General features: G+C 71.7%; 19 protein-coding genes, 1 tRNA gene and 2 pseudogenes. 20 read left to right on the top strand and 2 right to left on the bottom strand.

Translation table 11 applies throughout. From position 1 onward, the window contains the following. Nucleotides 1-106 precede the first annotated feature (106 nt). The 6 genes from R2740_RS06600 to R2740_RS06625 all read left to right on the top strand — a co-directional run bounded on the left by R2740_RS06600 (nucleotide 107) and on the right by R2740_RS06625 (nucleotide 5,444). Complete coding sequence (locus R2740_RS06600) at nucleotides 107-1,933, top strand: ABC transporter ATP-binding protein (protein WP_371301895.1); 1,827 nt, start codon at nucleotides 107-109, stop codon at nucleotides 1,931-1,933. Further along, nucleotides 1,930-3,747, top strand: coding sequence for an ABC transporter ATP-binding protein (locus R2740_RS06605; RefSeq protein ID WP_371301896.1), 1,818 nt, complete (start codon nucleotides 1,930-1,932; stop codon nucleotides 3,745-3,747). Before R2740_RS06600 ends, R2740_RS06605 begins: the two co-directional genes overlap by 4 nt. A gap of 8 nt (nucleotides 3,748-3,755) precedes the next feature. Next, complete coding sequence (hisI, locus tag R2740_RS06610) at nucleotides 3,756-4,136, top strand: phosphoribosyl-AMP cyclohydrolase (protein ID WP_371301897.1); 381 nt, start codon at nucleotides 3,756-3,758, stop codon at nucleotides 4,134-4,136. Beyond that, the gene (locus R2740_RS06615) at nucleotides 4,126-4,731 is read left to right on the top strand and encodes a Trp biosynthesis-associated membrane protein (protein WP_371301898.1); all 606 of its coding nucleotides are present in this window, start codon (nucleotides 4,126-4,128) and stop codon (nucleotides 4,729-4,731) included. Before hisI ends, R2740_RS06615 begins: the two co-directional genes overlap by 11 nt. A 64-nt stretch (nucleotides 4,732-4,795) precedes the next feature. Then, on the top strand, nucleotides 4,796-4,987 hold the full coding sequence (locus R2740_RS06620) for an HGxxPAAW family protein (RefSeq protein ID WP_371301899.1): 192 nt from the start codon (nucleotides 4,796-4,798) through the stop codon (nucleotides 4,985-4,987). Nucleotides 4,988-4,991: 4 nt separating this feature from the next. Then, nucleotides 4,992-5,444 carry a DUF2752 domain-containing protein gene (locus R2740_RS06625; RefSeq protein ID WP_371301900.1) on the top strand — a complete coding sequence of 151 codons (453 nt, stop codon included), beginning with the start codon at nucleotides 4,992-4,994 and terminating at the stop codon, nucleotides 5,442-5,444. A gap of 64 nt (nucleotides 5,445-5,508) precedes the next feature. Here R2740_RS06625 and R2740_RS06630 read toward each other — a convergent pair whose 3' ends face one another. Continuing rightward, the gene (locus R2740_RS06630; RefSeq protein WP_371301901.1) at nucleotides 5,509-5,961 is read right to left on the bottom strand and encodes a DUF4190 domain-containing protein; all 453 of its coding nucleotides are present in this window, start codon (nucleotides 5,959-5,961) and stop codon (nucleotides 5,509-5,511) included. A gap of 176 nt (nucleotides 5,962-6,137) precedes the next feature. On the opposite strand from R2740_RS06630, the gene trpC reads away from it, so the two are divergent. From trpC to pyk, 9 genes and pseudogenes are all read left to right on the top strand, one after another. Further along, the gene (gene trpC, locus R2740_RS06635) at nucleotides 6,138-6,947 is read left to right on the top strand and encodes an indole-3-glycerol phosphate synthase TrpC (RefSeq protein ID WP_371301902.1); all 810 of its coding nucleotides are present in this window, start codon (nucleotides 6,138-6,140) and stop codon (nucleotides 6,945-6,947) included. Nucleotides 6,948-6,969: 22 nt separating this feature from the next. After that, the gene (trpB, locus tag R2740_RS06640) at nucleotides 6,970-8,226 is read left to right on the top strand and encodes a tryptophan synthase subunit beta (RefSeq protein WP_371301903.1); all 1,257 of its coding nucleotides are present in this window, start codon (nucleotides 6,970-6,972) and stop codon (nucleotides 8,224-8,226) included. Continuing rightward, a pseudogene (gene trpA / locus R2740_RS06645) lies at nucleotides 8,223-9,039 on the top strand (tryptophan synthase subunit alpha). Before trpB ends, trpA begins: the two are co-directional and overlap by 4 nt. Further along, nucleotides 9,032-9,694, top strand: a complete 663-nt coding sequence (locus R2740_RS06650; protein ID WP_371301904.1) for an SCO family protein — start codon at nucleotides 9,032-9,034, stop codon at nucleotides 9,692-9,694. The pseudogene trpA and the gene R2740_RS06650 overlap by 8 nt, the downstream one beginning before the upstream one ends. Then, a complete protein-coding gene (gene lgt, locus R2740_RS06655) occupies nucleotides 9,694-10,659 on the top strand; it encodes a prolipoprotein diacylglyceryl transferase (RefSeq protein ID WP_371301905.1) in 966 nt (321 codons plus the stop codon). The genes R2740_RS06650 and lgt overlap by 1 nt, the downstream gene beginning before the upstream one ends. After that, complete coding sequence (locus tag R2740_RS06660; RefSeq protein ID WP_371301906.1) at nucleotides 10,656-11,606, top strand: metallophosphoesterase; 951 nt, start codon at nucleotides 10,656-10,658, stop codon at nucleotides 11,604-11,606. Before lgt ends, R2740_RS06660 begins: the two co-directional genes overlap by 4 nt. Nucleotides 11,607-11,793: 187 nt before the next feature. Next, nucleotides 11,794-16,308 carry a glutamate synthase large subunit gene (gltB, locus tag R2740_RS06665; RefSeq protein WP_371301907.1) on the top strand — a complete coding sequence of 1,505 codons (4,515 nt, stop codon included), beginning with the start codon at nucleotides 11,794-11,796 and terminating at the stop codon, nucleotides 16,306-16,308. 35 nt (nucleotides 16,309-16,343) lie between these two features. Then, nucleotides 16,344-17,800, top strand: a pseudogene (locus R2740_RS06670) (glutamate synthase subunit beta). 89 nt (nucleotides 17,801-17,889) lie between these two features. Beyond that, the gene (gene pyk, locus R2740_RS06675; protein WP_371301908.1) at nucleotides 17,890-19,338 is read left to right on the top strand and encodes a pyruvate kinase; all 1,449 of its coding nucleotides are present in this window, start codon (nucleotides 17,890-17,892) and stop codon (nucleotides 19,336-19,338) included. A 38-nt stretch (nucleotides 19,339-19,376) separates the two neighbouring features. Here pyk and R2740_RS06680 read toward each other — a convergent pair. Next, nucleotides 19,377-19,449: transfer RNA gene (locus tag R2740_RS06680), tRNA-Leu, on the bottom strand. A 117-nt stretch (nucleotides 19,450-19,566) separates the two neighbouring features. On the opposite strand from R2740_RS06680, the gene R2740_RS06685 reads away from it, so the two are divergent. From R2740_RS06685 to R2740_RS06705, 5 genes are all read left to right on the top strand, one after another. After that, on the top strand, nucleotides 19,567-20,115 hold the full coding sequence (locus R2740_RS06685; protein WP_371301990.1) for an ANTAR domain-containing response regulator: 549 nt from the start codon (nucleotides 19,567-19,569) through the stop codon (nucleotides 20,113-20,115). A 131-nt stretch (nucleotides 20,116-20,246) separates the two neighbouring features. After that, a complete protein-coding gene (locus R2740_RS06690; protein WP_371301909.1) occupies nucleotides 20,247-21,569 on the top strand; it encodes a hypothetical protein in 1,323 nt (440 codons plus the stop codon). A 12-nt stretch (nucleotides 21,570-21,581) separates the two neighbouring features. After that, nucleotides 21,582-22,706, top strand: coding sequence for a branched-chain amino acid ABC transporter permease (locus R2740_RS06695; protein WP_371301910.1), 1,125 nt, complete (start codon nucleotides 21,582-21,584; stop codon nucleotides 22,704-22,706). A gap of 1 nt (nucleotide 22,707) precedes the next feature. Further along, nucleotides 22,708-23,646 carry an ABC transporter ATP-binding protein gene (locus tag R2740_RS06700; RefSeq protein ID WP_371301911.1) on the top strand — a complete coding sequence of 313 codons (939 nt, stop codon included), beginning with the start codon at nucleotides 22,708-22,710 and terminating at the stop codon, nucleotides 23,644-23,646. Further along, the gene (locus tag R2740_RS06705) at nucleotides 23,643-24,395 is read left to right on the top strand and encodes an ABC transporter ATP-binding protein (RefSeq protein WP_371301912.1); all 753 of its coding nucleotides are present in this window, start codon (nucleotides 23,643-23,645) and stop codon (nucleotides 24,393-24,395) included. The genes R2740_RS06700 and R2740_RS06705 overlap by 4 nt, the downstream gene beginning before the upstream one ends. The last annotated feature ends 170 nt before the right edge of the window (nucleotides 24,396-24,565 follow it).

The following is a 24,565-nucleotide window of genomic DNA, read 5'->3' on the forward strand; positions in this document are numbered from 1 at the left end:
GTGGCGAGACGCCTCGGCGATGACGGGGATGTCGGCGGGGCGGAATAGCCTGGCGAGTCCGCGGGGTTGCACCGGGGGCGGGACGAGACAGGGAGCGAGGGAGCGGGTGGGCGGGGGCAGCCGGTCGACGACGCTCCGGGGCTTCGGCGTGCTCGGGGTCGCGATCCGGCGCGAGCCGTGGATCTTCGCCGCCTCGACGCTGGGCAGTGCCCTGTTCGGGGCGCTGACCGTGGCCGACGCGTGGGTGCTCGGCTGGGCGACCGACCATGCGATCGTGCCGGCGTTCCGCGACGGACGGATCGGCGCCGGCGTGCTGTGGGCGGTGTTCGGCCTCTTCCTCGGCGTGGCCGTGCTGCGCGCCGTCGGCATCGTCGCGCGTCGGCTGGGTGCCGGCGTGATGCAGTACCGCATGCAGGCCCACGACCGGCGGGCCGTGACCCGTCAGTACCTCTCGCTGCCCATGGAGTGGCACCAGCGGCACCCCACCGGCCAGCTCCTCTCCAACGCGAGCTCCGACGTCGAGGCCGCGTGGGGGCCGATCGCACCGCTGCCGATGGCCCTCGGCACCGTGGTGATGATGGTGATCGCGGTCGCCCAGATGCTGGCCGCCGACGTGGTGATGGCGCTCGTCGGCCTCCTGGTGTTCCCCGCCGTCGTGGTCACCAACCTCGCCTACCAACGGCTCGCCTCGCCGCTGATGACCCGCGCCCAGGCCCTGCGCGGCGAGCTCAGCGAGATCGCGCACGAGTCGTTCGACGGCGCCCTGGTGGTCAAGACGCTGGGCCGCGAGTCCGAGGAGACCGACCGGTTCGCCGCCAAGGCCCGCGAGCTCCGCGACGTCAACACCCGCGCCGGCCGGATCCGTGCCGCGTTCGACCCGGCACTGGCCGCGTTGCCCAGCCTGGGTGTCCTCGTGGTGCTGGCCGTCGGCGTCAGCCGGGTGCTCTCCGGCGCCACGGCGCCGGGCGACGTCGTCACGGTCGCCTATCTCCTCACCATCGTCGCCTTCCCGATCCGGTCGCTGGGCTGGCTGCTGGGAGAGTTCCCGCGCAGCGTGGTGGGCTTCGACCGGGTCCGGGCGGTGCTCGCCGCCTCCGGCGAGATGGAGTACGGCGACCGCGCGCTGGCCGCCGGCCCGGCAGGGGCCAGGCTGGAGGTGGCCCACCTCGGCTATGCCTATGACCAGGACCAGCCGCTGCTGCGCGACCTGACCTTCACCGTCGAGCCCGGCCACACCGTGGCGGTCGTGGGCGCGACCGCCTCCGGCAAGTCCACGCTGACCTCGCTGCTCAGCCGGCTGGTCGACCCCGATGCCGGCAGCATCACCGTCGACGGCGTCGACCTGCGCACCTTGCGGCACGGAGCACTCGGCGCGGCGATGGCGGTGGTCCCGCAGACCGCCTTCCTCTTCGACGACACCGTCCGCGGCAACGTCACGCTGGGCGCCGACCTGTCCGACGAGCAGGTCTGGCAGGCGCTGCGCACCGCCCAGGCCGACGGCTTCGTCGCGGCGCTGGCCGAGGGCCTCGACACGCGCCTCGGTGAGCGCGGCGCCTCGCTGTCCGGCGGGCAGCGGCAGCGCATCGCGCTGGCCCGCGCGCTCGTCCGGCGGCCGCGTCTGCTGGTGCTCGACGACGCCACCTCGGCGGTCGACCCCGAGGTGGAGGCCCGGATCCTCGCTGCGCTGCGCCGCGACGGCAGCGACACCACGCTGGTCGTGGTCGCCTATCGCAAGGCCACCATCGGCCTCGCCGACGAGGTGGTCTTCCTCGACGAGGGGCGGGTGGCCGACCGCGGCCGCCACGTCGACCTGCTCGCCCGCAACCCCGACTACGCCCACCTGGTCAACGCCTACGAGCTCGAGCACCCGGCGGCCACCGGCGTCGGGTCCGACGAGCCCTCCGGCGAGCCGGCCGAGGAGGCCGCCCGATGAGCGCGACCTCCGCCACCGGCACCCGCACGGGCACCCGGTTCGACACCGGCGAGGACATCCCGGCGCTGGAGACCATCCGGCGGGGTGTCCGCCTCTCGCCGGAGCTGACCGAGGGGTTCGCGGTGACGCTCCTGCTCGCGCTGCTCGCGGCGGTCGGCCAGGTGGTCGTGCCGGTCGCGGTGCAGCAGACCCTCGACCGTGGCCTGGGCGCCGCCGGAGGGCCCGACGTCCGGTTCACCGTGCTGATGGGTCTGGTCGCCGCGGCCGCGGTCGTCGTCACCAGCGGTGCGTCCTACCTCATGACCAGCCGGCTGTTCACCACGTCCGAGCGAGGGCTCGCGACGCTGCGGATCAAGGCGTTCCGACACGTCCACGACCTGCCGATGCTGACCCAGAACACCGAGCGCCGCGGCGCGCTGGTGGCCCGGGTGACCAGCGATGTCGACCAGGTCAGCCAGTTCCTGGTCTTCGGCGGGCTGCTGTTCATCGTCAGCCTCGGGCAGATGCTCGTGGCGACCGTGGTGATGGCGGTCTACAGCTGGCAGCTGACGCTGGTCGTCTGGCTCTGCTTCGCCCCCCTGTTCGCGTCGCTGCGCTACTTCCAGCGCCGGTTGACCGCCGCCTACGCCGTCGTACGCCGACAGGTCGGCGCCATGCTGTCCGCGATCTCCGAGCCGGTCGTCGGGGCCGCGGTCGTGCGGGCCTACGCCGTCGAGGAGCGCACCCAGCAGCGCATCGACGAGGCCGTGACGTCGTTCCAGACGGCCAGCACCCGCGCCCAGGGGTTCACGGCCTTCTCGTTCTCCCTGGGGGGCGTCTCGGCCGGCCTGGCCAACGCCGGGGTGATCGTCATCGGCATCCGACTCGGCCTCGCCGGCGAGCTCACCGCGGGCCGCATCCTCGCGTTCGCCTTCCTGGTGACCCTCTTCGTCGGGCCGGTCCAGATGGGCACCCAGATCCTCACCGACGCCCAGAACGCGCTGGCCGGCTGGCGCCGGGTGATCGGCATCCTCGAGACGCCCGCCGACCTCGTCGACCCGGGCCCCTCGGGGCGGCAGCTGCCCAGCGGCCCGATCGACGTCGCCTTCGACGCCGTCACCTTCGCCTACCCCGACGGCCCGCCGGTGCTCCACGACGTCTCACTTCGTCTCGACGCCGGCACCCGGGTCGCCATCGTGGGAGAGACCGGCTCGGGCAAGTCCACGTTCGCCAAGCTGCTCACCCGGCTGATGGACCCGACCGCGGGCACCGTCCGGCTCGACGGGGTCGACGTGCGTGAGGTCGCAGGCTCCTCGCTGCGCCGCTCGGTGGTGCTGGTGCCCCAGGAGGGCTTCCTGTTCGACGACACGCTGCGGGCCAACGTCCACTACGGCCGGCTCGACGCCAGCGACGCGGAGGTGGCCGCGGCCGCCGAGCAGCTCGGCCTGGGCGACTGGCTCGCGGGGCTGCCACGTGGCCTCGACACCCGGGTCGGGCAGCGTGGCGAGTCGCTCTCGGCGGGGGAGCGGCAGCTGGTGGCGCTGCTGCGCGCGCAGCTCGCCGACCCCGACCTGCTGGTGCTCGACGAGGCGACCAGCGCCGTCGACCCGGCCCTCGAGATGCGCATCGGCCGCGCCCTCGACCGGCTGATGAGCGGCCGCACGTCCGTGACCATCGCCCATCGCCTCTCGACGGCGGAGAAGGCCGACGAGGTGGTGGTGGTCGATGCCGGCCGGATCGTCCAGCGCGGGCCGCACGCCGAGCTGGTGGCCCAGGGCGGGGTCTACGCCGGCCTGCACGCCTCGTGGACGGCGCAGCGGGACGACCCGCGATAATGGCCGGCGTGACCGACCTCGACCCCGCGATCGCCGCGCGGCTGACCCGCACCGCCGACGGGCTGGTGCCTGCGGTGGTGCAGCAGCATGACACCGGCGAGGTGCTGATGCTCGGCTGGATGGACGACGAGGCACTGGCTCGCACGCTCGGCTCGGACCGGGTGACCTTCTGGAGCCGCAGCCGGCAGGAGTACTGGCGCAAGGGCGACACCTCCGGTCATCGGCAGTGGGTCAGGGAGGTCCGGCTCGACTGCGACGGCGACACCCTGCTGGTGCGGGTCGACCAGGAGGGACCGGCCTGTCACACCGGGGCCCGGACCTGCTTCGACGCCGATGTGCTGCGCGGCGAGGGTGCGGCCGACGCCGCCGAGGAGCCCGGTGCCCGCTGAGACCGGCCGTGGGCCGCAACGACGGCTGTTCGGGCCGGTCGTGCTCGCCGGGCTCGGCGGCGGTGGCCTGGCCACGGCGGCCGCCGCCAGACTCTGGTTCGGCTTCGACCCGCCGAGCGGGTCGCCACAGGCCGTCGGCCTGGCCGAGGGCGGTCAGGCTCCCGCCGCCGTCTCGCTGGGGCTGGTCTGCCTGGCCGCCTGGGGAGCGCTGCTGGTGACCCGTGGTCGGGTGCGGGTGGCGATGGCGGTGCTGGCCGCGCTCGCCGCTGCCGCGGTGCTGGCCGCCTGGGTGGCCGCGTGGGGATCGGTCCCCGACTCGCTGGTCGCCGACGCGGCCGCGCAGGGCATCGCCGGGGGCGACACGCACCCGACGCCGTGGTACTTCCTCTCGGGGCTCGGCGCCGCCGTGGCTCTCGCGGCCGCGGCGGTCGCCGTCCGGCTGGCACCCCGGTGGCCCGAGATGGGCCGGCGGTACGACGCCCCGGGCGGCGCCGCGGCCACCGCCGGGGAGGGGGAGAGCGGCGAGGAGACCTCGGGCCGAGACCTGTGGCGCGCCCTGGACGAGGGTCGTGACCCCACGGCGGACCCCGAGTGAATACACTGACCACAGTCCCGGCGGCGCCCGACCGTCCGGCCCTTGCGAGGAGGAGATCCCGCCCATGAGCGCACACCACGGCAACACCCCCGCCGGCTGGACGGGCGCGGTCCTGGCCACGCTCGGGTTCCTGGTCGGCGGCATCGGGTTGATGCTGACACCGGTGAGCATGGTGCTCTTCTGGGTCGGCGCGGCCCTCGCCGTGGCTGCGCTTCCGGTGGCCGCGATCATGGCCAAGATGGGTCTCAACTCCTGAGCCGGTGACCGCCACCGACCCCGCCCTCACCGCGCCGGCTCCGCCGCCGGCGGCGACCCGCTGGCAGCTGCTGCGGTCACCGCTGCAGAGCCTGGCGGTCATCGGGGCGGCCACGCTGGCGCTCCATGTCCGCGACCCGCACGCGTCGGGCAGCTGGGGCTACTGCCCGTCGAAGGTGTTGTTCGGCATCGACTGCCCGGGCTGCGGCGGCCTGCGGGCGGTCAACGACCTGACCCATCTCGACCTCGGGGCTGCCGCGTCGTCCAACCTGCTGTTCATCCTGCTGCTGCCGCTGATCGCCTGGACCTTCGTGCGCTGGCTGCGCAGCGCATGGCGGGGCGAGCGCTACCAGCCCGCGTTCGTCCGCCTGCCGTGGCCGTCGTACCTCCTCTTCGGGGTGGCGATCGTCTTCATGATCGTGCGCAACACCCCCCAGGGCGCCTGGCTGCACTCCTGAGCGGACACGACGAGAGCCCGGACCCACGGGGTCCGGGCTCTCGGCCGCGGTGCGTCGGTGTCGCCTAGTTGACCGAGGCGCTGAACGAGCCGGTCGCGAGGGCGAACACGAGGCCGAGCACGCTCAGCGCGGTGCCGATGATGCCGAGGATGAAACCGATGTTGGCGGTCGAGCCGGACTGGCCGGCCGCCTCCAGCTCCTCCTTGGCGCTCTTGCCCATGATGATCGCCGGGATGCCGGTGAACAGGCCGCAGCACAGCAGGCTGAGGATGCCCAGCACCAGCGCCCAGGTGGCCTTCTGGGTGTTCACGGGTGCGGCGGCTCCGTAGGGGGCGCCGTAGGCCGGCTGGCCATAGGCGGGCTGCTGACCGTAGCCGGGCTGCTGGCCGTAGGCCGGCGGGTCGGTCGGAGGTGGGCCGTACGCCGGCGGTTCGGCGGGCGGCTGCTGGCCGTAGGCCGGGTTCTGGGGCGGCTCACCCTCCGGCGGCGGAGGAGGAGGTGGTGCCTGGTCGCTCATCGACGGTGCCTTCCGATTCCGGGCCGAGCGGTTCGGCCCCCGTTGCGGGGAGGGTACACACGCCCGGGCCTCGGGTCACGTGTCTCGGCGTTGGCGTCGCGTGGGATGCTGGGACTGCCCTGCTCCCGGCGGCGCCGACCGGGACGTTTCCGCTCGCCCTCCCGGAGGATCCCGCCGTGTCCGTGCTCGACGAGATCATCGCCGGGGTGCGCGCCGACCTCGCCGACCGTCAGGCCGCCCGGTCGGCGGCCGACCTGCGCGCCGCGCTCGCCGACGTCGACCCGCCCCGTGACCCGATGCCGAGGTTGGCCGAGCCGGGCTCGAGCGTCATCGCCGAGGTCAAGCGGCGCAGCCCCAGCAAGGGCGACCTCGCCGCCATCCCCGACCCGGCCGCACTCGCGACGGCCTACGCCGCCGGCGGAGCCGCGGCCATCAGCGTGCTCACCGAGGAGCGCCGCTTCGGCGGCAGCCTCGCCGACCTCCGTGCCGTCCGCGCCGCGGTCGACGTCCCCCTGCTGCGCAAGGACTTCGTGGTCGACCCCTACCAGGTGCTCGAGGCTCGCGCCGCCGGCGCCGACCTGGTGCTGCTGATCGTGGCCGCCCTCGACGACGACACGCTGCGTCGGCTCCACGACCAGGTGGGCGAGCTCGGCATGCGGGCGCTGGTCGAGATCCACGACGAGCCGGAGGCCGAGCGGGCCGCGGCGCTCGACCCGGAGCTGCTGGGCGTCAACGCCCGCAACCTCAAGACGCTGGCCGTCGACCCTGACGTCTTCGGACGGCTCGCCCGGCTGCTGCCCGACCGGGTGCTGGTGGCGGAGTCGGGGATCACCGGACCCGACGACGTGCAGCGCTATGTCGACGAGGGGGCCCGGGCGGTGCTGGTCGGGGAGGCGCTGGTGCGCGACGGCGACCCGACCGCCGCGGTGGCCTCGATGACGGGCCTGCGCGCCCGCGTCCTGACAGAACCACAGGAGAACCAGTGAGACGTGCGACGGGACTGACCCGATGAGCCGCTACGACGCCGACGAGCGTGGCTGGTTCGGCGACTTCGGCGGCCGCTTCATGCCGGAGGCGCTGGTGGCTGCGCTCGACGAGCTGACGGCGGCCTGGCAGGAGGCGATGGCCGATCCGGCCTTCGTGGCCGACTTCGAGACCATCCTGCGCGACTACGCCGGCGCGCCGAGCATGCTCTACCACGCCGAGCGGCTCAGCGAGCGGGTCGGCGCCCGCATCCTGCTCAAGCGCGAGGACCTCAACCACACCGGCGCCCACAAGATCCGCAACGTGCTCGGCCAGGCACTGCTCACCAAGCGGATGGGCAAGCACCGGGTGATCGCCGAGACCGGTGCCGGCCAGCACGGCGTGGCGAGCGCCACGGCGGCGGCCTACTTCGGCCTCGACTGCACCGTCTACATGGGCACCGTCGACACCCGCCGGCAGGCGCTCAACGTCGCCCGGATGAACCTCCTCGGTGCCAAGGTCGTGCCCGTCGACTCCGGGTCGGCCACCCTCAAGGACGCCATCAACGAGGCGCTGCGCGACTGGGTCGCGACCGTCGACCACACCGCCTACCTGTTCGGCACCGCCGCGGGCCCGCACCCCTTCCCGAGCATGGTCCGCGACTTCACCCGTGGCATCGGCGACGAGGCCCGGCAACAGTGCCTCGACCGGTTCGGGGTGCTCCCCGACGCCATCGCGGCCTGCGTCGGGGGCGGCTCCAACGCGATCGGGCTGTTCACCGCGTTCCTCGACGACGACGTGGCGATCTACGGCTTCGAGCCCGGGGGAGAGGGCGTCGACACCCCGCGCCACGCCGCCACCATCCACGCGGGCGACACCGGCGTGCTCCACGGGGCCCGCACCTACGTGCTGCAGGACGAGGACGGCCAGACCCTCGAGTCCCACTCGATCTCCGCCGGCCTCGACTATCCCGGGGTGGGCCCCCAGCACTCCCACCTGGCGGCCATCGGCCGGGCGTCGTACCTCCCGGTGACCGACGCCGAGGCGATGGACGCGCTGGCGCTGCTGAGCCGCACCGAGGGGATCATCCCGGCCATCGAGTCCGCCCACGCCGTGGCCGGCGCACTCCAGGTCGCCGAGAAGCTGGCCGCCGACAAGGGACCCGAGGCCACCGTGCTGATCAACCTCTCCGGACGCGGAGACAAGGACATGGGCACCGCCATCGAGTGGTTCGGGCTCGGCAACGACCACGGCGACGACCACGGCGACGAGCCGGGGGAGCCCGGGGAGCCGGTCGGATGACCGGGACCTCCACCAGCAGCGCGTTCGCCACCGCGCGCGCCGAGGGGCGCGCCGCGCTCGTCGGCTACCTGCCCGCCGGCTTCCCGACCGTGGCCGGCGGGATCGAGGCGATCCGGGTGCTCGTCGACTCCGGGTGCGACGCGATCGAGGTCGGGCTGCCCTACAGCGACCCGGTGATGGACGGTCCCACCATCCAGGCGGCCGCCCAGCAGGCGCTCGACGCGGGGTCCGCACCACCGACCTGCTGCACACGGTCGAGGCGATCGCCGCGACCGGTACCCCCACGGTCGTGATGACCTACTGGAACCCCGTCGAGCGCTACGGCGTGCCGCGGTTCGCCGCCGACCTGGCGGCGGGGGAGCGGGCCTGATCACGCCCGACCTGACGCCCGACAGCGCCGAGGAGTGGATCGCCGCGGCCGACGCCCACGACCTCGACAAGGTCTTCCTGGTGGCCCCCTCCTCGACCGACGAGCGCCTGGCGATGACCACCGCCGCCTGTCGTGGCTTCGTCTATGCCGCGGCGGTCATGGGGGTCACCGGCGCCCGGGCGACGACCAGTGAGCTCGCCGCGCCGCTGGTCGCCCGCACCCGCGCCGTCACCGACCTGCCGATCGGCGTGGGCATCGGCGTCGCCAACGGCGCCCAGGCGGCCGAGCTGGCGTCGTACGCCGACGGGGTGATCGTCGGCTCGGCGCTGGTGCGGGTGCTGCTCGACCATGCCGACGACCCGGCGGCCGGCCTGCGCCGGCTGGCCGCGCTGACCGCGGAGCTGGCGGAGGGCGTCCGCTGCGGGGACGCGGCGCGTGCCTAGGCTCCGCGCGCTCGCCTTGCTCCTGGCCACCGGCCTCACGCTGACGGTGCTGGCCGGCTGTGGGGGCGGCCCCGAGCCGGCGGCGACGGTCCGCGACGGCGACGACGACGGCCTGCACGGCGCCGTCCTCGTGGACCAGTACGTCGTCCCCGACCTGTCGCTGACCGACACCGCCGGCAAGCCGTTCAACCTGGTGACCGACACCGACAAGCCGTTGACCCTCGTCTTCTTCGGCTACACCAACTGTCCGGACCTGTGCCCGTTGACGATGGCCAACGTCGCCTCCGCGATGGCCCGGCTCACCGACGAGCAGCGCTCCGAGGTGGATGTCGTGGTGATCACCACCGACCCGGCGCGCGACGACCCCGCCACCCTGCGTGCCTGGCTCGACCGGTTCAACCCCGACTTCATCGGGCTCACCGGCCCGTTGTCGGAGATCACCAAGATCGCCGATGACATGGGGGTCTACATCCAGAAGGGCAAGAAGCTGCCCAGCGGCGGCTACGAGGTCGACCACGGCACCCCGCTGGTCGCCGTCGACGCCCACGATCGATCGCCGGTGGTCTGGACCCAGGGGTTCAGCCCGGCCGACCTGGCCGACGACGTGTCGGCGATGCTGGCACACCCCGACGAGTTCGGGCAGGCGAAGGGCTGATGACGACCATGACCTCCCTCGTGCCCGGCGCGCTCCCGTGGTACATCCCCAGCCCCAGCCAGGGGGTCTGGCAGCTCGGCCCGGTGCCGATCCGGGCCTACGCCCTGTGCATCATCGCCGGCATCATCGCCGCGATCTGGATCGGCGACCGGCGGTGGGTCGCGCGCGGCGGCCGGCCGCAGGAGGTCAGCGACGTCGCCCTGTGGGCGGTGCCGTTCGGGGTCGTCGGCGGCCGGCTCTACCACGTGATCACCGACCGCGACCTCTACTTCGGGCCCGGCGGGCACCCCTGGGAGGCGCTCTACGTCTGGCACGGTGGCCTCGGCATCTGGGGGGCCATCGCGCTGGGCGCTGTCGGCGCGGTGATCGGCTGCCGCCGACGTGGCATCAAGGTGCTGCCGTTCATGGACGCCGTGGCACCCGGCGTCCTCATCGCCCACGCGCTGGGGCGCCTCGGCAACTGGTTCAACCAGGAGCTGTTCGGCAAGCCCACCGACCTGCCCTGGGCGCTGGAGATCGACCTCGCCCACCGCCCGCCCGGCTACGAGCAGTACGCCACGTTCCACCCGACGTTCCTCTATGAGGCGCTGTGGACGCTCGGGGCGTTCTGGTTCGTCATCTGGGCGGACCGCCGCTTCCAGCTCGGCCATGGCCGGGTGCTGGCGCTCTACGTGATGGCCTACACCGCCGGCCGGGGATGGATCGAGATGCTGCGCATCGACCCCGTCGAGATGAACGACGTCTTCGGGCTGCGGCTCAATGTCTGGACCTCGATCCTCACCTTCAGCCTGGCGACCGCCTACTTCGTCTGGGCCACCCGCCATCGTCCCGGGCGCGAGCAGTCGGTGTACCGTGACGGACCCGCTGCGGACGAGACCGAGGACGGCGGGCTTTCTCCCGAGACACCCGAGACACCCGACCCGACGGACGCGAGCGCCGACGGGGTCGAGGAGGAGACCCGATGAGAGCGACCGTGACGGCCGGCCTGGTCGCCCTGGCCCTGACCCTGCCCGCCGCGCCTGCCGTTGCGGAGCCACCGCCGGGCCTGCAGCGGCCGAGTGGCTCGGCGGGGGCGAGCGCCGAGGCGGCCGGTCCGGTGGCCGCCCGGGTCGCGAAGGTGACCGGGCCCAAGGTGGTCGTGGTGGGAGACATCGCGTGCCGGCCCGGCCCCAAACCGACCAAGACCACCTGTCGTCACGCGGCGACCGCCAAGCTGGCCGCCAAGATCAAGCCCAAGCGGGTGCTCGCGGTCGGTGACCTGCAGTACGAGAAGGGCGAGCTGGCCAACTTCCAGCAGTCCTACGACCCCACCTGGGGCAAGCTCAAGCGGATCACCCGGCCGATCCCCGGCAACCACGAGTACAACACCACCGACGCGTCCGGCTACTACACCTACTTCGGGATCGACTCGCCCGGCTACAAGGCGATCAGGGTCGGCACCTGGCGGATCTACATGCTCAACTCGATGTGCGGCCAGATCGACTGCGCCGCCGAGCGCACCTGGCTGCGCCAGGACATGGCGGCCCACCCCGTCGCCTGCTCCGCCATCGCCATGCACTTCCCGCGCTACTCCAGCGGCGAGCACGGCTCCAACAAGTCGATGACCCGCTTCTGGCGGATCGCCCAGGCCCACGGGGCCGACCTCGCGTTCGCGGGGCACGACCACGACTACGAGCGGTTCGCCAAGATGAACGCCGACGGCAAGCTGCGCAAGTCCGGCCTGCGCAGCTTCGTGGTCGGCACCGGTGGCAAGTCGCTCTACCGCAAGCAGACCACCGCGAAGGGGTCGCAGTACTTCCGGGCGGACAAGTTCGGGGTGCTGCAGATGACCCTGGGCGAGGGCGAGTACGCCTGGAAGTTCAAGGCGCTCGGCGGCACTGTCCGCGACGCAGGCAGCGCACGCTGCCACTGACCCGGCGGTGATAGCCTGAACCTCCGCTAGGGCCAACGTCGTCCCCGGCATCGACTGCTGACGTGCCAGAGACGGTCGCTTCCCGCCGCCGCCTGCTTCGGCGCGCGACCGACGACGACGGGAGGGCCCTGTGCCCGCTTCCAACGGCTTCCCGCCGCCTCCGCTTCGACCCGCCGAGGCTCAGGGGTTGTACGACCCCCGGTTCGAGCACGACGCCTGTGGCGTCGCGTTCGTGTCCACCCTCAGTGGTGAGGCCAGCCACGAGATCGTGGCCCAGGGGCTCACCGCGCTGCGCAACCTCGACCACCGCGGCGCCGCCGGCGCCGAGGTCAACTCCGGTGACGGCGCCGGCATCCTGATCCAGGTCCCCGACGCCTTCCTGCGTGCCGTGGTGGGCTTCGAGCTGCCGCCGCCCAGCGCCTACGCCGTCGGCACGGCGTTCCTGCCCGCCGACGCCGAGGGCGCGGCCAAGACCCGCGACCGGATCGAGGAGCTGGCGACCGAGGAGGGCCTCGCGGTCCTCGGCTGGCGCGAAGTCCCGGTCGACGACTCGAGCCTGGGCGCCACGGCCCGCTCGACGATGCCGACGTTCAGCCAGCTGTTCGTGGTCGGTGCGGAGTCTCGGATCGCCGACATGGCGCTGGAGCGACGCGCCTTCTGCCTGCGCAAGCGCGCCGAGCGCGAGGCCGACGTCTACTTCCCGTCGCTGTCGTCGCGCACGCTGGTCTACAAAGGCATGCTGACGACCGACCAGCTCGACCACTTCTTCCCCGACCTGACCGACGAGCGGATCGCGTCGGCGCTGGCCGTGGTCCACTCGCGGTTCTCGACGAACACCTTCCCGAGCTGGCCGTTGGCCCACCCGTTCCGCTTCATCGCCCACAACGGCGAGATCAACACGGTGATGGGCAACCGCAACTGGATGCGGGCCCGTGAGGCGCTGCTGGCCTCCGACCTGATCCCGGGCGACCTCGAGCGGCTCTACCCGATCTGCACGCCCGGCGCCTCCGACTCGGCGTCTTTCGACGAGGTGCTCGAGCTGCTCCACCTCGGTGGCCGGAGCCTCGCGCACGCCGTCTTGATGATGATCCCGGAGGCGTGGGAGAACCACGCCGAGATGGACGAGAAGCGGCGGGCGTTCTACGCGTTCCACGCCAGCCTGATGGAGCCGTGGGACGGCCCGGCCAGCGTGGTCTTCACCGACGGCACCCAGATCGGCGCCGTCCTGGACCGCAACGGGCTGCGCCCCTCCCGCTACTGGGTCACCGACGACGGCCTGGTGGTGCTGGCCTCCGAGGCCGGCGTGCTCGACCTCGACCCCGCCTCGATCGTGCGCAAGGGCCGGCTGCAGCCCGGCCGGATGTTCCTCGTGGACACCGAGGAGCACCGGATCATCGAGGACGAGGAGATCAAGAGCGAGCTGGCCGCCGAGCACCCCTACGACGAGTGGCTGCACGGCGGGCTGATCCGGCTCGAGGACCTGCCGGAGCGGGAGCACGTCGTGCACACCCACGCCTCGGTCACCCGGCGCCAGCAGGTGTTCGGCTACACCGAGGAGGAGCTGCGGGTGCTCCTCACCCCGATGGCCAACACCGGTGCCGAGCCGATCGGCTCGATGGGCACCGACACGCCGATCGCGGCGCTCTCGGACAAGCCGCGGCTGATCTTCGACTACTTCAGCCAGCTGTTCGCCCAGGTGACCAACCCGCCGCTCGACGCGATCCGCGAGGAGCTGGTGACCTCGCTCTACGGCTCCATCGGCCCGGAGAGCAACCTGCTCGACCCCACCCCGGCCTCGTGCCGTCAGGTGGTGCTGCCCTTCCCGGTCATCTCCAACGACGACCTGACCAAGATCCGCCACGTCAACCGCGACGGCGACATGCCCGGGTTCATCACCCACGTCTCCCGGGGCCTCTACGACGTCGAGGGCGGCGGCGAGGCGATGGCGGCGCGGATCGACGAGATCTGCCAGGAGGTGTCCGACGCGATCGCCGGCGGGGCCCGGATCATCGTGCTCTCCGACCGGCACTCCACCGCCGAGCGGGCGCCGATCCCGTCGCTGCTGCTCACCGGTGCCGTCCACCACCACCTGGTCCGCGAGAAGACCCGCACCCAGGTGGGGCTGTTGGTCGAGGCCGGCGACGTGCGCGAGGTGCACCACGTCGCGCTGCTGATCGGCTACGGCGCGGCTGCGGTCAACCCCTACCTCGCGATGGAGACCGTCGAGGACCTCGCCCGCGACGGCTACTACGTCAAGGCCGAGCCGGAGGTCGCCGTCAAGAACCTCGTCAAGGCACTCGGCAAGGGCGTGCTCAAGGTGATGTCCAAGATGGGCGTCTCCACGGTCGCCTCCTACACCGGCGCGCAGATCTTCGAGGCCGTCGGGCTCTCGCAGGCCGTGGTCGACCGCTACTTCACCGGCACCACGTCCAAGCTCGGCGGCGTCGACCTCGACATCCTCGCCGAGGAGGTCGCCAGGCGGCACGCGTCGGCGTACCCCCGCGGCGGCATCCTGCCGGCCCACCGCGAGCTGGCCATCGGCGGCGAGTACCAATGGCGCCGCGAGGGCGAGCCCCACCTGTTCGACCCCGAGACGGTGTTCCGGCTCCAGCACGCGACCCGTACCGGTCGCTACGACATCTTCAAGCAGTACACCTCGCGCATCGACGAGCAGTCCGAGCGGCTGATGACGCTGCGCGGGCTGTTCCGCTTCAAGGACGCCGCAGCGTCCGGGCGGCCGTCGATCCCGCTCGAGGAGGTCGAGCCGGTCGCCGCGATCGTCAAGCGCTTCTCCACCGGTGCGATGTCCTACGGCTCGATCAGCCTCGAGGCCCACGAGACGCTCGCGATCGCGATGAACCGGATCGGTGGCAAGTCCAACACCGGTGAGGGTGGCGAGGACCCCGACCGGCTGCACGACCCGGAGCGGCGCTCGGCCATCAAGCAGGTCGCGTCCGGTCGGTTCGGCGTCACCGCCGAGTACCTCACCAACGCCGACGACATCCAGATCAAGATGGCCCAGGGCGCCAAGCCCGGCGAGGGCGGGCAGCTGCCCGGTCACAAGGTCTATCCCTGGGTGGCCAAGACCCGGCACTCCACTCCGGGGGTCGGCCTGATCAGCCCGCCGCCGCACCACGACATCTACTCCATCGAGGACCTGGCGCAGCTGATCCACGACCTCAAGAACGCCAACCCGTCGGCCCGGGTCCACGTCAAGCTGGTCTCCGAGGTCGGCGTCGGCACCGTCGCCGCCGGCGTCTCCAAGGCCCATGCCGACGTGGTCCTGATCTCCGGACACGACGGCGGCACCGGCGCCAGCCCGCTCACCTCGCTCAAGCACGCCGGCGGACCCTGGGAGCTCGGGTTGGCCGAGACCCAGCAGACGCTGCTGCTCAACGGTCTGCGGGACCGGATCGTGGTGCAGACCGACGGGCAGCTGAAGACCGGTCGCGACGTGGTGATCGCGGCGCTGCTCGGGGCCGAGGAGTTCGGCTTCGCGACCGCGCCGTTGGTGGTGTCCGGCTGCATCATGATGCGGGTCTGCCACCTCGACACCTGCCCGGTCGGCGTCGCGACCCAGAACCCGGTGCTGCGCGAGCGCTTCAGCGGCAAGCCGGAGTTCGTCGTCAACTTCTTCGAGTTCATCGCCGAGGAGGTACGCGAGCTGCTCGCGGAGCTGGGCTTCCGGACCCTCGAGGAGGCCATCGGCCGGGTCGACACCCTCGACGTCACGCAGGCCGTCGACCACTGGAAGGCCGACGGCCTCGACCTGGCGCCGATCCTGCACCAGCCGGACGCCTCCGAGCAGTTCCCCGACCAGGCCCCGTTCTGCTCCCACGCCCAGGACCACGGGCTCGACCGAGCACTCGACCGGCAGCTGATCGAGCTGGCGGCTCCGGCGCTCGAGAACGGCGAGCCGGTCCGGATCGAGCTCCCGGTGCGCAACGTCAACCGGACGGTCGGCACCATGCTCGGCCACGAGCTGACCAAGAAGTACGCCGGCGCCGGGCTGCCCGACGACACCGTCGACCTCACCTTCACCGGGGCGGCCGGGCAGTCGTTCGGGGCGTTCGCACCGCGGGGCATGACGCTGCGCCTGTGGGGCGACGCCAACGACTACCTCGCCAAGGGGCTCTCCGGTGGACGCGTCGTGCTCCGGCCCGACCGGGCGGCCCGGTTCGTGGCCGAGGAGCAGATCATCGCGGGCAACGTGATCGGCTACGGCGCCACCGGCGGCGAGATCCTGATCCGCGGCCAGGTGGGGGAGCGGTTCTGCGTCCGCAACTCGGGCGCCACCGCGGTCGTCGAGGGCTTGGGCGACCACGGCTGCGAGTACATGACCGGTGGCCGGGTCGTCGTCCTCGGCACCACCGGGCGCAACTTCGCGGCCGGCATGTCGGGTGGCTACGCCTTCGTGCTCGACCTCGACGAGGGGCGGGTCAACCACGAGCTGGTGGAGCTCGGCCCGGTCGAGGGCGAGCGGGCCGAGGAGCTGCGCGAGATCCTCGAACGGCACCGCCTCGAGACCGAGTCCGCCGTCGCCGCTCGCCTGCTCGCCGACTGGGGCGCCTCGCTGCCCCGCTTCACCCTGGTGATGCCGACCGACTACCGCCGGGTCATGGAGACCCGCGCCGCCGCTCTCGCGGAGGGCCTGGACGAGGACCAGGCCGCCGCCCGGATCATGGAGGTCGTCCATGGCTGACCGCACCCTGGACACCCACCTGGACGGAGGCCACCATGGCTGACCCCAAGGGGTTCCTGCGTCACGGGCGCGAGGTCGCCGGCCGGCGGCCGGTCGCCGAGCGGCTGCACGACTGGAACGAGGTCTACCCGGACGGCATCGGCCGGGCGCTGCTGCCGATCGTGAACGGCCAGGCCAGCCGATGCATGGACTGCGGCATCCCGTTCTGCCACCAGGGCTGCCCGCTGGGCAACCTGATCCCCGAGTGGAACGACCTGGTGTGGCGCGAGGACTGGGAGGGCGCGATCGAGCGCCTCCACGCGACCAACAACTTCCCGGAGTTCACCGGGAGGCTGTGCCCGCGCCGTGCGAGACCGCCTGTGTGCTCGGCATCAACCAGGACCCGGTCACGATCAAGAACGTCGAGGTGTCGATCATCGACCGCGCCTGGGACAGCGGCCTGGTGCGCCCCCAGCCGCCCGAGTGGCTGTCCGGACGAACCGTCGCCGTCGTGGGCTCCGGCCCCGCGGGGCTGGCCGCCGCGCAGCAGCTGACCCGGGCCGGGCACACCGTCGCGGTCTATGAGCGCGCGGAGGAGATCGGCGGGCTGCTCCGCTTCGGCATCCCCGAGTTCAAGATGGAGAAAAAGCACGTCGACCGGCGGCTGGACCAGATGCGTCGCGAAGGCACCGTCTTCCGGGCCGGCGTCAACGTCGGGGAGCAGATCACCGGCGACCAGCTGCGGGAGCGCTACGACGCGGTGGTGCTGGCGGTCGGCTCGACCGTCGCGCGCGACCTCCCGGTGCCGGGGCGGGAGCTGGCCGGCATCCACCAGGCGATGGAGTACCTCCCGCAGTCCAACCGGGCCTCGCTCGGCAAGGAGGTCGAGGGGCAGGTCCTGGCCACCGGCAAGCACGTCGTCATCATCGGCGGCGGCGACACCGGCGCCGACTGCCTGGGCACCGCCCTGCGCCAGGAGGCGGCGTCGGTGACCCAGCTGGAGATCATGCCGCGGCCCACCGACGACCGGCCGGCCGGCCAGCCGTGGCCGACATACCCGATGGTGTTCCGGGTCTCCTCGGCCCACGAGGAGGGCGGCGACCGGGTCTATGCCGTGTCCACCCAGGAGTTCCTCGGCGACGCCGAGGGTCGGGTGCGGGCGCTGCGGCTGGTCGACGTCGATTCGTCCTTCCAGCCGGTGGCCGGCACCGAGCGGGAGATCCCGGCCGAGCTGGTGCTCTTCGCGATGGGCTTCGTCGGGCCGGAGCGCCCCGGGCTGCTCGACCAGCTCGGCGTGGCCCTCGACGAGCGCGGCAACGTGGCTCGCGACGCGTCGTACGCCTCCTCCGTGGAGGGCGTGTTCGTCGCCGGCGACGCCGGTCGTGGGCAGTCGCTGATCGTCTGGGCGATCGCCGAGGGACGTGCGGCCGCCGCGGCCGTCGACCGCTTCCTCACCGGCTCGACGACGTTGCCCGCGCCCATCCCACCCACCGCGCGTCCGCTGGTGGTGTGACCCCTCGGGGGCGTGGGTCGCGAACTGGGTGGGTCGCACCCGCACCGTGCCGTTGGAACGATCCAATGACTCCGCTAGGGTGAGGCAACGTGCGTAGAGCCAAGATCGTCTGCACCCTCGGACCGTCGGTGTCGACCCCGAAACGGATCCGCGAGCTGGTCGACGCCGGCATGGACGTCGCCCGGCTGAACATGAGCCACGGGTCGTACGCCGACCACGAGCGCAGCTATGCGATGGTCCGCGAGGCCGCCGACGCCGCCGGCAGGGGAGTCGGCATCTTCGCCGACCTGCAGGGCCCCAAGATCCGCCTCGAGCGGTTCGCCGACGGCCCGGTCCTGCTCGAGAAGGGGCAGGAGTGGACCATCACCACCCGCGACGTCCCGGGTGACGCCACGGCCTGCGGCACGACCTACGACGGGCTGCCCGGCGACGTCGAGGTCGGCGACCCCATCCTGATCGACGACGGCAAGGTCCGGCTCGAGGTCACCGGCGTCGACGACACCGACGTCCGCACCAAGGTCCTGGTCGCGGGCAGGGTCAGCGACAACAAGGGCATCAACCTCCCGGGCGTCGCGGTGTCGGTGCCGGCGCTGTCCGACAAGGACGAGGCCGACCTCCGTTGGGCCCTCCAGGTGGGCGTCGACTTCATTGCGCTGAGCTTCGTGCGCAGTGGCTCCGACGCCCAGGACGTGCGCCGCATCATGACCGAGGAGGGCGTGACCGTCCCGGTCATCGCCAAGATCGAGAAGCCGCAGGCGCTGGCCGCGATCGACGCCATCGTCGACGCCTTCGACGGGATCATGGTGGCCCGCGGCGACCTCGGCGTCGAGTGCCCGCTCGAGGACGTGCCGGTCCACCAGAAGCGGCTCATCGACAAGGCCCGCCGGAGTGCCAAGCCGGTGATCGTCGCCACCCAGATGCTCGAGTCGATGATCGGCGCCCCGGCGCCCACGCGCGCGGAGGCCTCCGACGTCGCCAACGCCGTGCTCGACGGGGCCGATGCGGTGATGCTCTCGGGCGAGACCAGCGTCGGTGACTACCCCATCGAGGCGGTCAAGACGATGGGGCGGATCGTCGCGTCCACCGAGGAGCACGGCCTGATGCACATGGCCGCCCTCAGCTGGCAGCCGTTCACCAAGGGCGGGATCATCGCCAAGGCCGCCGCCCAGGTCGGCGAGGCGATCGGCGCTCGCTACCTCGTGGCCTTCACCTCCACCGGCGACTCCGCGCGCCGGCTGGCCCGCTACCGAGGCCCGATCCCGATCCTCGCGTTCACCACCCTCGACTCCACCCGCAGCCAGCTGTCGATGACGTGGGGCGTCGAGACGTTCAAGATGGACGAGGTGGAGCACACCGACGAGATGGTCCGCCAGGTCGACGAGGCGCTGCTGCAGATCGGCCGGATCACCGAGGGTGAGCAGGTCGTGCTGATCGCGGGCAGCCCGCCGGGCATCCCGGGCTCCACCAACGCGCTGCGGATCCACCGGATGGGCGACGCCATCAACGAGGTCGCCCCGGCCTACCGGCGTACCCCCTGAGCCGCGGCGTGCGTGCAGACCGGATGACTGCAGGGGAGTACCCCGGGTGGGATTCGAACCCACACTGGATGGTGTTTGAGACCACTGCCTCTGCCATTGGGCTACCGGGGCCGGCGCGGACCCAAACTACCCGACCGTTAGCCTGTGCCTGTGTCTGAGTCCGCTCCTGCGCCGACCCCGGGTGAGGCCCGCCGCGTGGTGATCGCGGAGGACGAGGCACTGATCCGGATGGACCTCGCCGAGATGCTGACCGACGAGGGGTACGCCGTCGTCGGCCAGGCCGCGGACGGCGCGGAGGCCGTCCGGCTGGCCGAGGAGATGCGGCCCGATCTCGTGGTGCTCGACGTGAAGATGCCGGTGCTCGACGGCATCGCGGCCGCCGAGCGGATCGCCTCCGCCCGGATCGCGCCGGTCGTGATCCTGACCGCGTTCTCCCAGCGCGACCTGGTCGAGCGGGCCCGGCAGGCCGGCGCGATGGCCTACGTCGTCAAGCCGTTCTCCGCCGGCGACCTGGTGCCGGCCATCGAGATGGCGGTCAGCCGCTACGCCGAGATCGCCGCCCTCGAGGCCGAGGTCGGCGACCTGACCGAGCAGCTGGCGACCCGCAAGGCCGTCGAACGGGCCAAGGCGGCCCTGCAGGAACAGCTCGGCCTGAGCGAGCCCGAGGCCTTCCGCTGGATCCAGAAGACCGCCATGGACCTGCGCCTGTCGATGCTCGAGGTCGCCGAGGGCGTCCTCAAGCACGGGCCGGGCCCGACGGCCGAAAACCCTTCCTGAGGCGTTGTCGAGAGCATGTCCATCAGATGGCGCCGAGGTGTCCATCCGGGCGAAGGGGCTGGTCAACCGGGGTGCGCGTCAGGCTAGACTCACGTGCCGATGTCGCCGATGGGGGCCTGAGGAGGAGCTGCGTGGATTTCCGAGCAGTGGTGAGGACGAGGCCGGGGCAGCGGATCCTGGCGACGTTCTTCCTGACGATGATCACCGTCGCGGCCGTCTTGTCACTCCCACCGCCGGGAGCTCATGCCGCCGACCTGTGCCTGCCCTCGAAGACCAACTCCTGCATCAGCTCCACGGTGCGCAGCGACACCGGGGTGATCGCCGGGGCCGAGGTCCACGTGACCGGGCCCAACGGCTTCGACGAGACGCTGACCACCGACGAGGCCGGCAAGTTCAGCCTCTCGGTGACCGACACCGGTGACTACACCCTGGAGCTCGTCCCCGACTCGCTCGACAAGTCGCTGACGATCACCAACGGCAAGGTCACCCTGAGCGTCAAGCAGCTCAACCGGGTCGCGGCGCCGGTGTTCGGCGTCCGCACCGCCGACTACTCGTCGTCGACCAGCTTCACCGACCAGCTGGTCAACGGCACCTTCAGCGGTCTCCGGCTGGGACTGCTGCTGGCGCTGGCGTCGATCGGACTCTCGCTGATCTACGGCACGACCGGGCTCTCCAACTTCGCCCACGCCGAGCAGGTGACCCTGGGCGGGATGCTCGGCTACCTGTTCGTCAACCAGTGGGGTCTGGGCATGTGGGTCGGTGTCCCGCTGGTGCTGATCGCCGCGGGCTTCTCGGGCTGGCTCCAGGACTTCGTGCTGTGGCAGCCGCTGCGCCGGCGCGGGCTCGGCCTGGCCCAGATGATGATCGTGACCATCGGTCTCTCGCTGACCCTGCAGTACGTCTTCCAGTTCTTCATCGGCGCGAGCACCGTCAAGGTGCTGGTGTTCAACCCGACGCCACGCTCGCTCGGGCCGATCTCCTACACCAGTCCCGACCTGATCGCGATGGGCGTCTCGGTCGTGGTGATCGCGCTCGTCGGCTACGCCCTGTTGCGGACCCGGATCGGCCGCGCGACCCGCGCGGTCTCCGACAACCCGGCGCTCGCCTCGGCCTCGGGCATCGACGTCGACCGGGTGATCCGCCTGGTGTGGGTCGTGGCCACGACACTGGCCGGACTCTCGGGCCTGCTCTACTCCCTGGTCATCCAGCGCGGCATGCGCTGGGACTCCGGCATGCAGATCCTGCTGCTGCTCTTCGCCGCGGTGACGCTCGGTGGTCTCGGCACCGCGTTCGGGGCCCTGATCGGCTCGCTGGTCATCGGCATGGTCGTCGAGCTCACCCCGGTGCTCGGGGCGCCCGGCGACCTGAAGTACGCCTCGGCGCTACTCATCCTGATCCTCCTGCTGCTCGTGCGGCCCCAGGGCCTGCTCGGACGCGCGGACCGGGTCGGCTAGGAAGGAACGAGCATGAGCGTCACAGAAGACCTGACCACCGGCTCCGAGAAGGACGAGGCCCAGCGGGAGTCGCGCAACAAGCTGCTCTACGCCGGCGGCGGCCTGGTGGCCTTCCTGGTCGCCCTCGCGGTCCTGTCCCACCTGCCGGGCACCGTGGGGCAGATCTCGGCCTCGATGCTGCGGGTGGCGATCCAGCCACAGACGGCCGCCCTGGTGATCGCCGTGATCGGCCTCAACATCCACTTCGGCTACACCGGACTGCTCAACATGGGCCAGGCCGGCTTCATGATGTTGGGTGCCTACGGCTTCTCGATCGCCATCTGGAAAGGCCAGCCGATGGTGGTCGGCGTCCTCGCCGGCTTCGCAGCGGCGTTCGTCTTCGCGCTGCTGCTCGGCATCCCGACCCTGAAGCTGCGCGGTGACTACCTCGCGATCGTCACCATCTCGGCCGCCGAGATCCTGCGCTACACCGGGCGGCTGGCGAAGCTGGAGGACTTCACCGGTGCCGCGCAGGGCATCCCCGGGTCGCAGTACCGCGGTCCGTTCTCCAACCTGTCCTTCCTCGGCGACGGCCAGTGGACGTTCCCGGGGACCAAGCTGACCTACTACCTCACCGGCACCGACGACTGGTGGACGCGCCTGGTGGCCTGGGGCCTGGTCGCGCTCTGCTCCTACCTGGTCTTCCTGCTGGCCCGCAGCCCCTGGGGCCGGCTGCTGCGCGGCATCCGCGAGGACGAGGACGCGATCCGCAGCCTCGGCAAGAACGTCTTCGCGGTGAAGATGCAGGCGCTGGTCATCGGCGGTCTGTTCGGCGCGCTGGGCGGCATCATCTTCATCCTGCCGGCGTCGATGCAGCCCGACGCGATGGGCCGCAACCTGACCTTCTTCGCCTGGACCGCGCTGCTGCTCGGCGGCGCCGCCACGGTGTTCGGGCCGGTCCTCGGCTCGATCCTGTTCTTCTCCGTGCGCATCTTCCTGCAGGGCGTCACCAACGCCGTGGTGCCCAACAGCGTGATGAACACCCAGCAGACCGAGCAGTTCGCCTGGATCTGCATCGGCGTGATGCTGATGCTGATCGTGATCTTCAGACCACAAGGACTCGTCGGCGACAAGAGGGAGCTGAGGTTCAATGTCTGAGGTGGCCACCCGCGACTACGCCGACCCGGCCTTCCGCGCCCAGTTGGTCTCCGGTGTCGACCGCACGCCCGGTGCGGGCAAGCCCGACCCGATCCTGGTGGTCGACAGCGTCGTGCGCCACTTCGGCGGCATGACGGCGGTCGACGTCGACCACCTCGAGGTGCAGCGGGGGATCATCACCGCGCTGATCGGGCCCAACGGTGCGGGCAAGACGACGTTCTTCAACCTGGTCACCGGCTTCGACCGGCCCTCGCAGGGGGCGCACTGGTCCTTCGACGGCAAGACGCTCGACAAGACCTCGGCCTCGGCCGTCGCGCAGGCGGGCATGGTGCGCACCTTCCAGCTGACCAAGGCCCTCAACCGGATGACGGTGATGGACAACATGATGCTCGGCGCCACCGAGCAGTCGGGGGAGAACCTCCTCAAGTCGATCTTCAAGCCGCTGTGGCACGGGCAGGAGCGCGAGATCGAGGAGCGCGCCAAGGACCTGCTCGACCGGTTCAAGCTGCTCCCCAAGAAGGACGACTACGCCGGCAGCCTCTCGGGCGGGCAGCGCAAGCTGCTCGAGATGGCCCGCGCCCTGATGACCAGTCCCAAGATGATCATGCTCGACGAGCCGATGGCGGGCGTGAACCCCGCGCTCACCCAGTCGCTGCTCGGGCACATCCAGAGCCTGCGCGACGAGGGCACCACGGTGCTCTTCGTCGAGCACGACATGCACATGGTGCGGCACATCTCCGACTGGGTCGTGGTGATGGCCGAGGGCCGGGTGATCGCCGAAGGACCGGCCGACTCGGTGATGTCCGACCAGGGCGTGATCGACGCCTACCTCGGTGCTCACCACGACATGGACCTGGGCGACGACTCGCTGCTCGAGGACGACGCGGTGAAAGACATGGCCGCCGAGGTGGCACAAGAGGACGCGGAGGGGAACGCATGAGCCAGCAGCCCGTGGTGGAGGCCACCGATGTCGTCGCCGGCTACCTCCCTGGCGTCAACATCCTCAACGGCTGCAACCTGGTGGCCTACCCCGGCGAGATGATCGGGATCATCGGTCCCAACGGCGCCGGCAAGTCGACGCTGCTCAAGGCGATGTTCGGCCTGGTCAAGGTGCACTCCGGCCAGGTCACCCTCAACGGCGACGACATCACCAACCTCAAGGCCAACCGGCTGGTCGAGATGGGCGTCGGCTTCGTGCCGCAGACCAACAACGTGTTCCCCAGCCTCACCATCGAGGAGAACCTCCGGATGGGGCTTTACATGCGCCCCAAGAAGATCGGGGAGCGGCTCGACGCGATGTGGGACCTGTTCCCGGTGCTCTCCGACCGCCGCAACCAGCGGGCCGGCTCCTTGTCCGGTGGTGAGCGGCAGTCGCTGGCGATGGCCCGTGCCCTGATGATGGAGCCGTCGGTGCTGCTGCTCGACGAGCCGTCGGCCGGCCTGTCGCCGGTGCGGCAGGACGAGACCTTCATCCGCACCCGCAGGATCAACAAGACCGGTGTGTGCGTGGTGATGGTGGAGCAGAACGCCCGCCGCTGCCTGCAGATCGTCGACCGCGGCTATGTCCTCGACCAGGGCCGCGACGCCTACAGCGGCACCGGCCGCGAGCTGGCCAACGACCCCAAGGTCATCGAGCTCTACCTCGGCACCCTGGCCACGGACGTCGACGCCGAGCGCGAGAGCGGCTGAGGCCTTTCGACCGGCCAACCGGCCGACCCGTAGCGCCTCAGGGGGCCGCACGCGTCTGCGTGCGGCCCCCTGAGGCGTCTCCGGCCCCCCGAGGTGTCTCACCCGCGCCCGCGAGTGCCCGAGGGGGTCCTGCGCGCCTCAGACGGGCCGGTGGCCCCGCGAGGAGCCAG

This window comes from Nocardioides sp. (genome assembly GCF_041393715.1).
Lineage (GTDB): Bacteria > Actinomycetota > Actinomycetes > Propionibacteriales > Nocardioidaceae > Nocardioides.

Coding starts and splice junctions, on each gene's coding strand:
- R2740_RS06605 (WP_371301896.1), top strand. CDS start 1,930: ATGAGCGCGACCTCCGCCACCGGCACCCGCACGGGCACCCGGTTCGAC.
- R2740_RS06620 (WP_371301899.1), top strand. CDS start 4,796: ATGAGCGCACACCACGGCAACACCCCCGCCGGCTGGACGGGCGCGGTC.
- R2740_RS06630 (WP_371301901.1), bottom strand. CDS start 5,961: ATGAGCGACCAGGCACCACCTCCTCCTCCGCCGCCGGAGGGTGAGCCG.
- trpB (WP_371301903.1), top strand. CDS start 6,970: ATGAGCCGCTACGACGCCGACGAGCGTGGCTGGTTCGGCGACTTCGGC.
- lgt (WP_371301905.1), top strand. CDS start 9,694: ATGACGACCATGACCTCCCTCGTGCCCGGCGCGCTCCCGTGGTACATC.
- R2740_RS06660 (WP_371301906.1), top strand. CDS start 10,656: ATGAGAGCGACCGTGACGGCCGGCCTGGTCGCCCTGGCCCTGACCCTG.
- R2740_RS06685 (WP_371301990.1), top strand. CDS start 19,567: ATGGACCTCGCCGAGATGCTGACCGACGAGGGGTACGCCGTCGTCGGC.
- R2740_RS06695 (WP_371301910.1), top strand. CDS start 21,582: ATGAGCGTCACAGAAGACCTGACCACCGGCTCCGAGAAGGACGAGGCC.
- R2740_RS06705 (WP_371301912.1), top strand. CDS start 23,643: ATGAGCCAGCAGCCCGTGGTGGAGGCCACCGATGTCGTCGCCGGCTAC.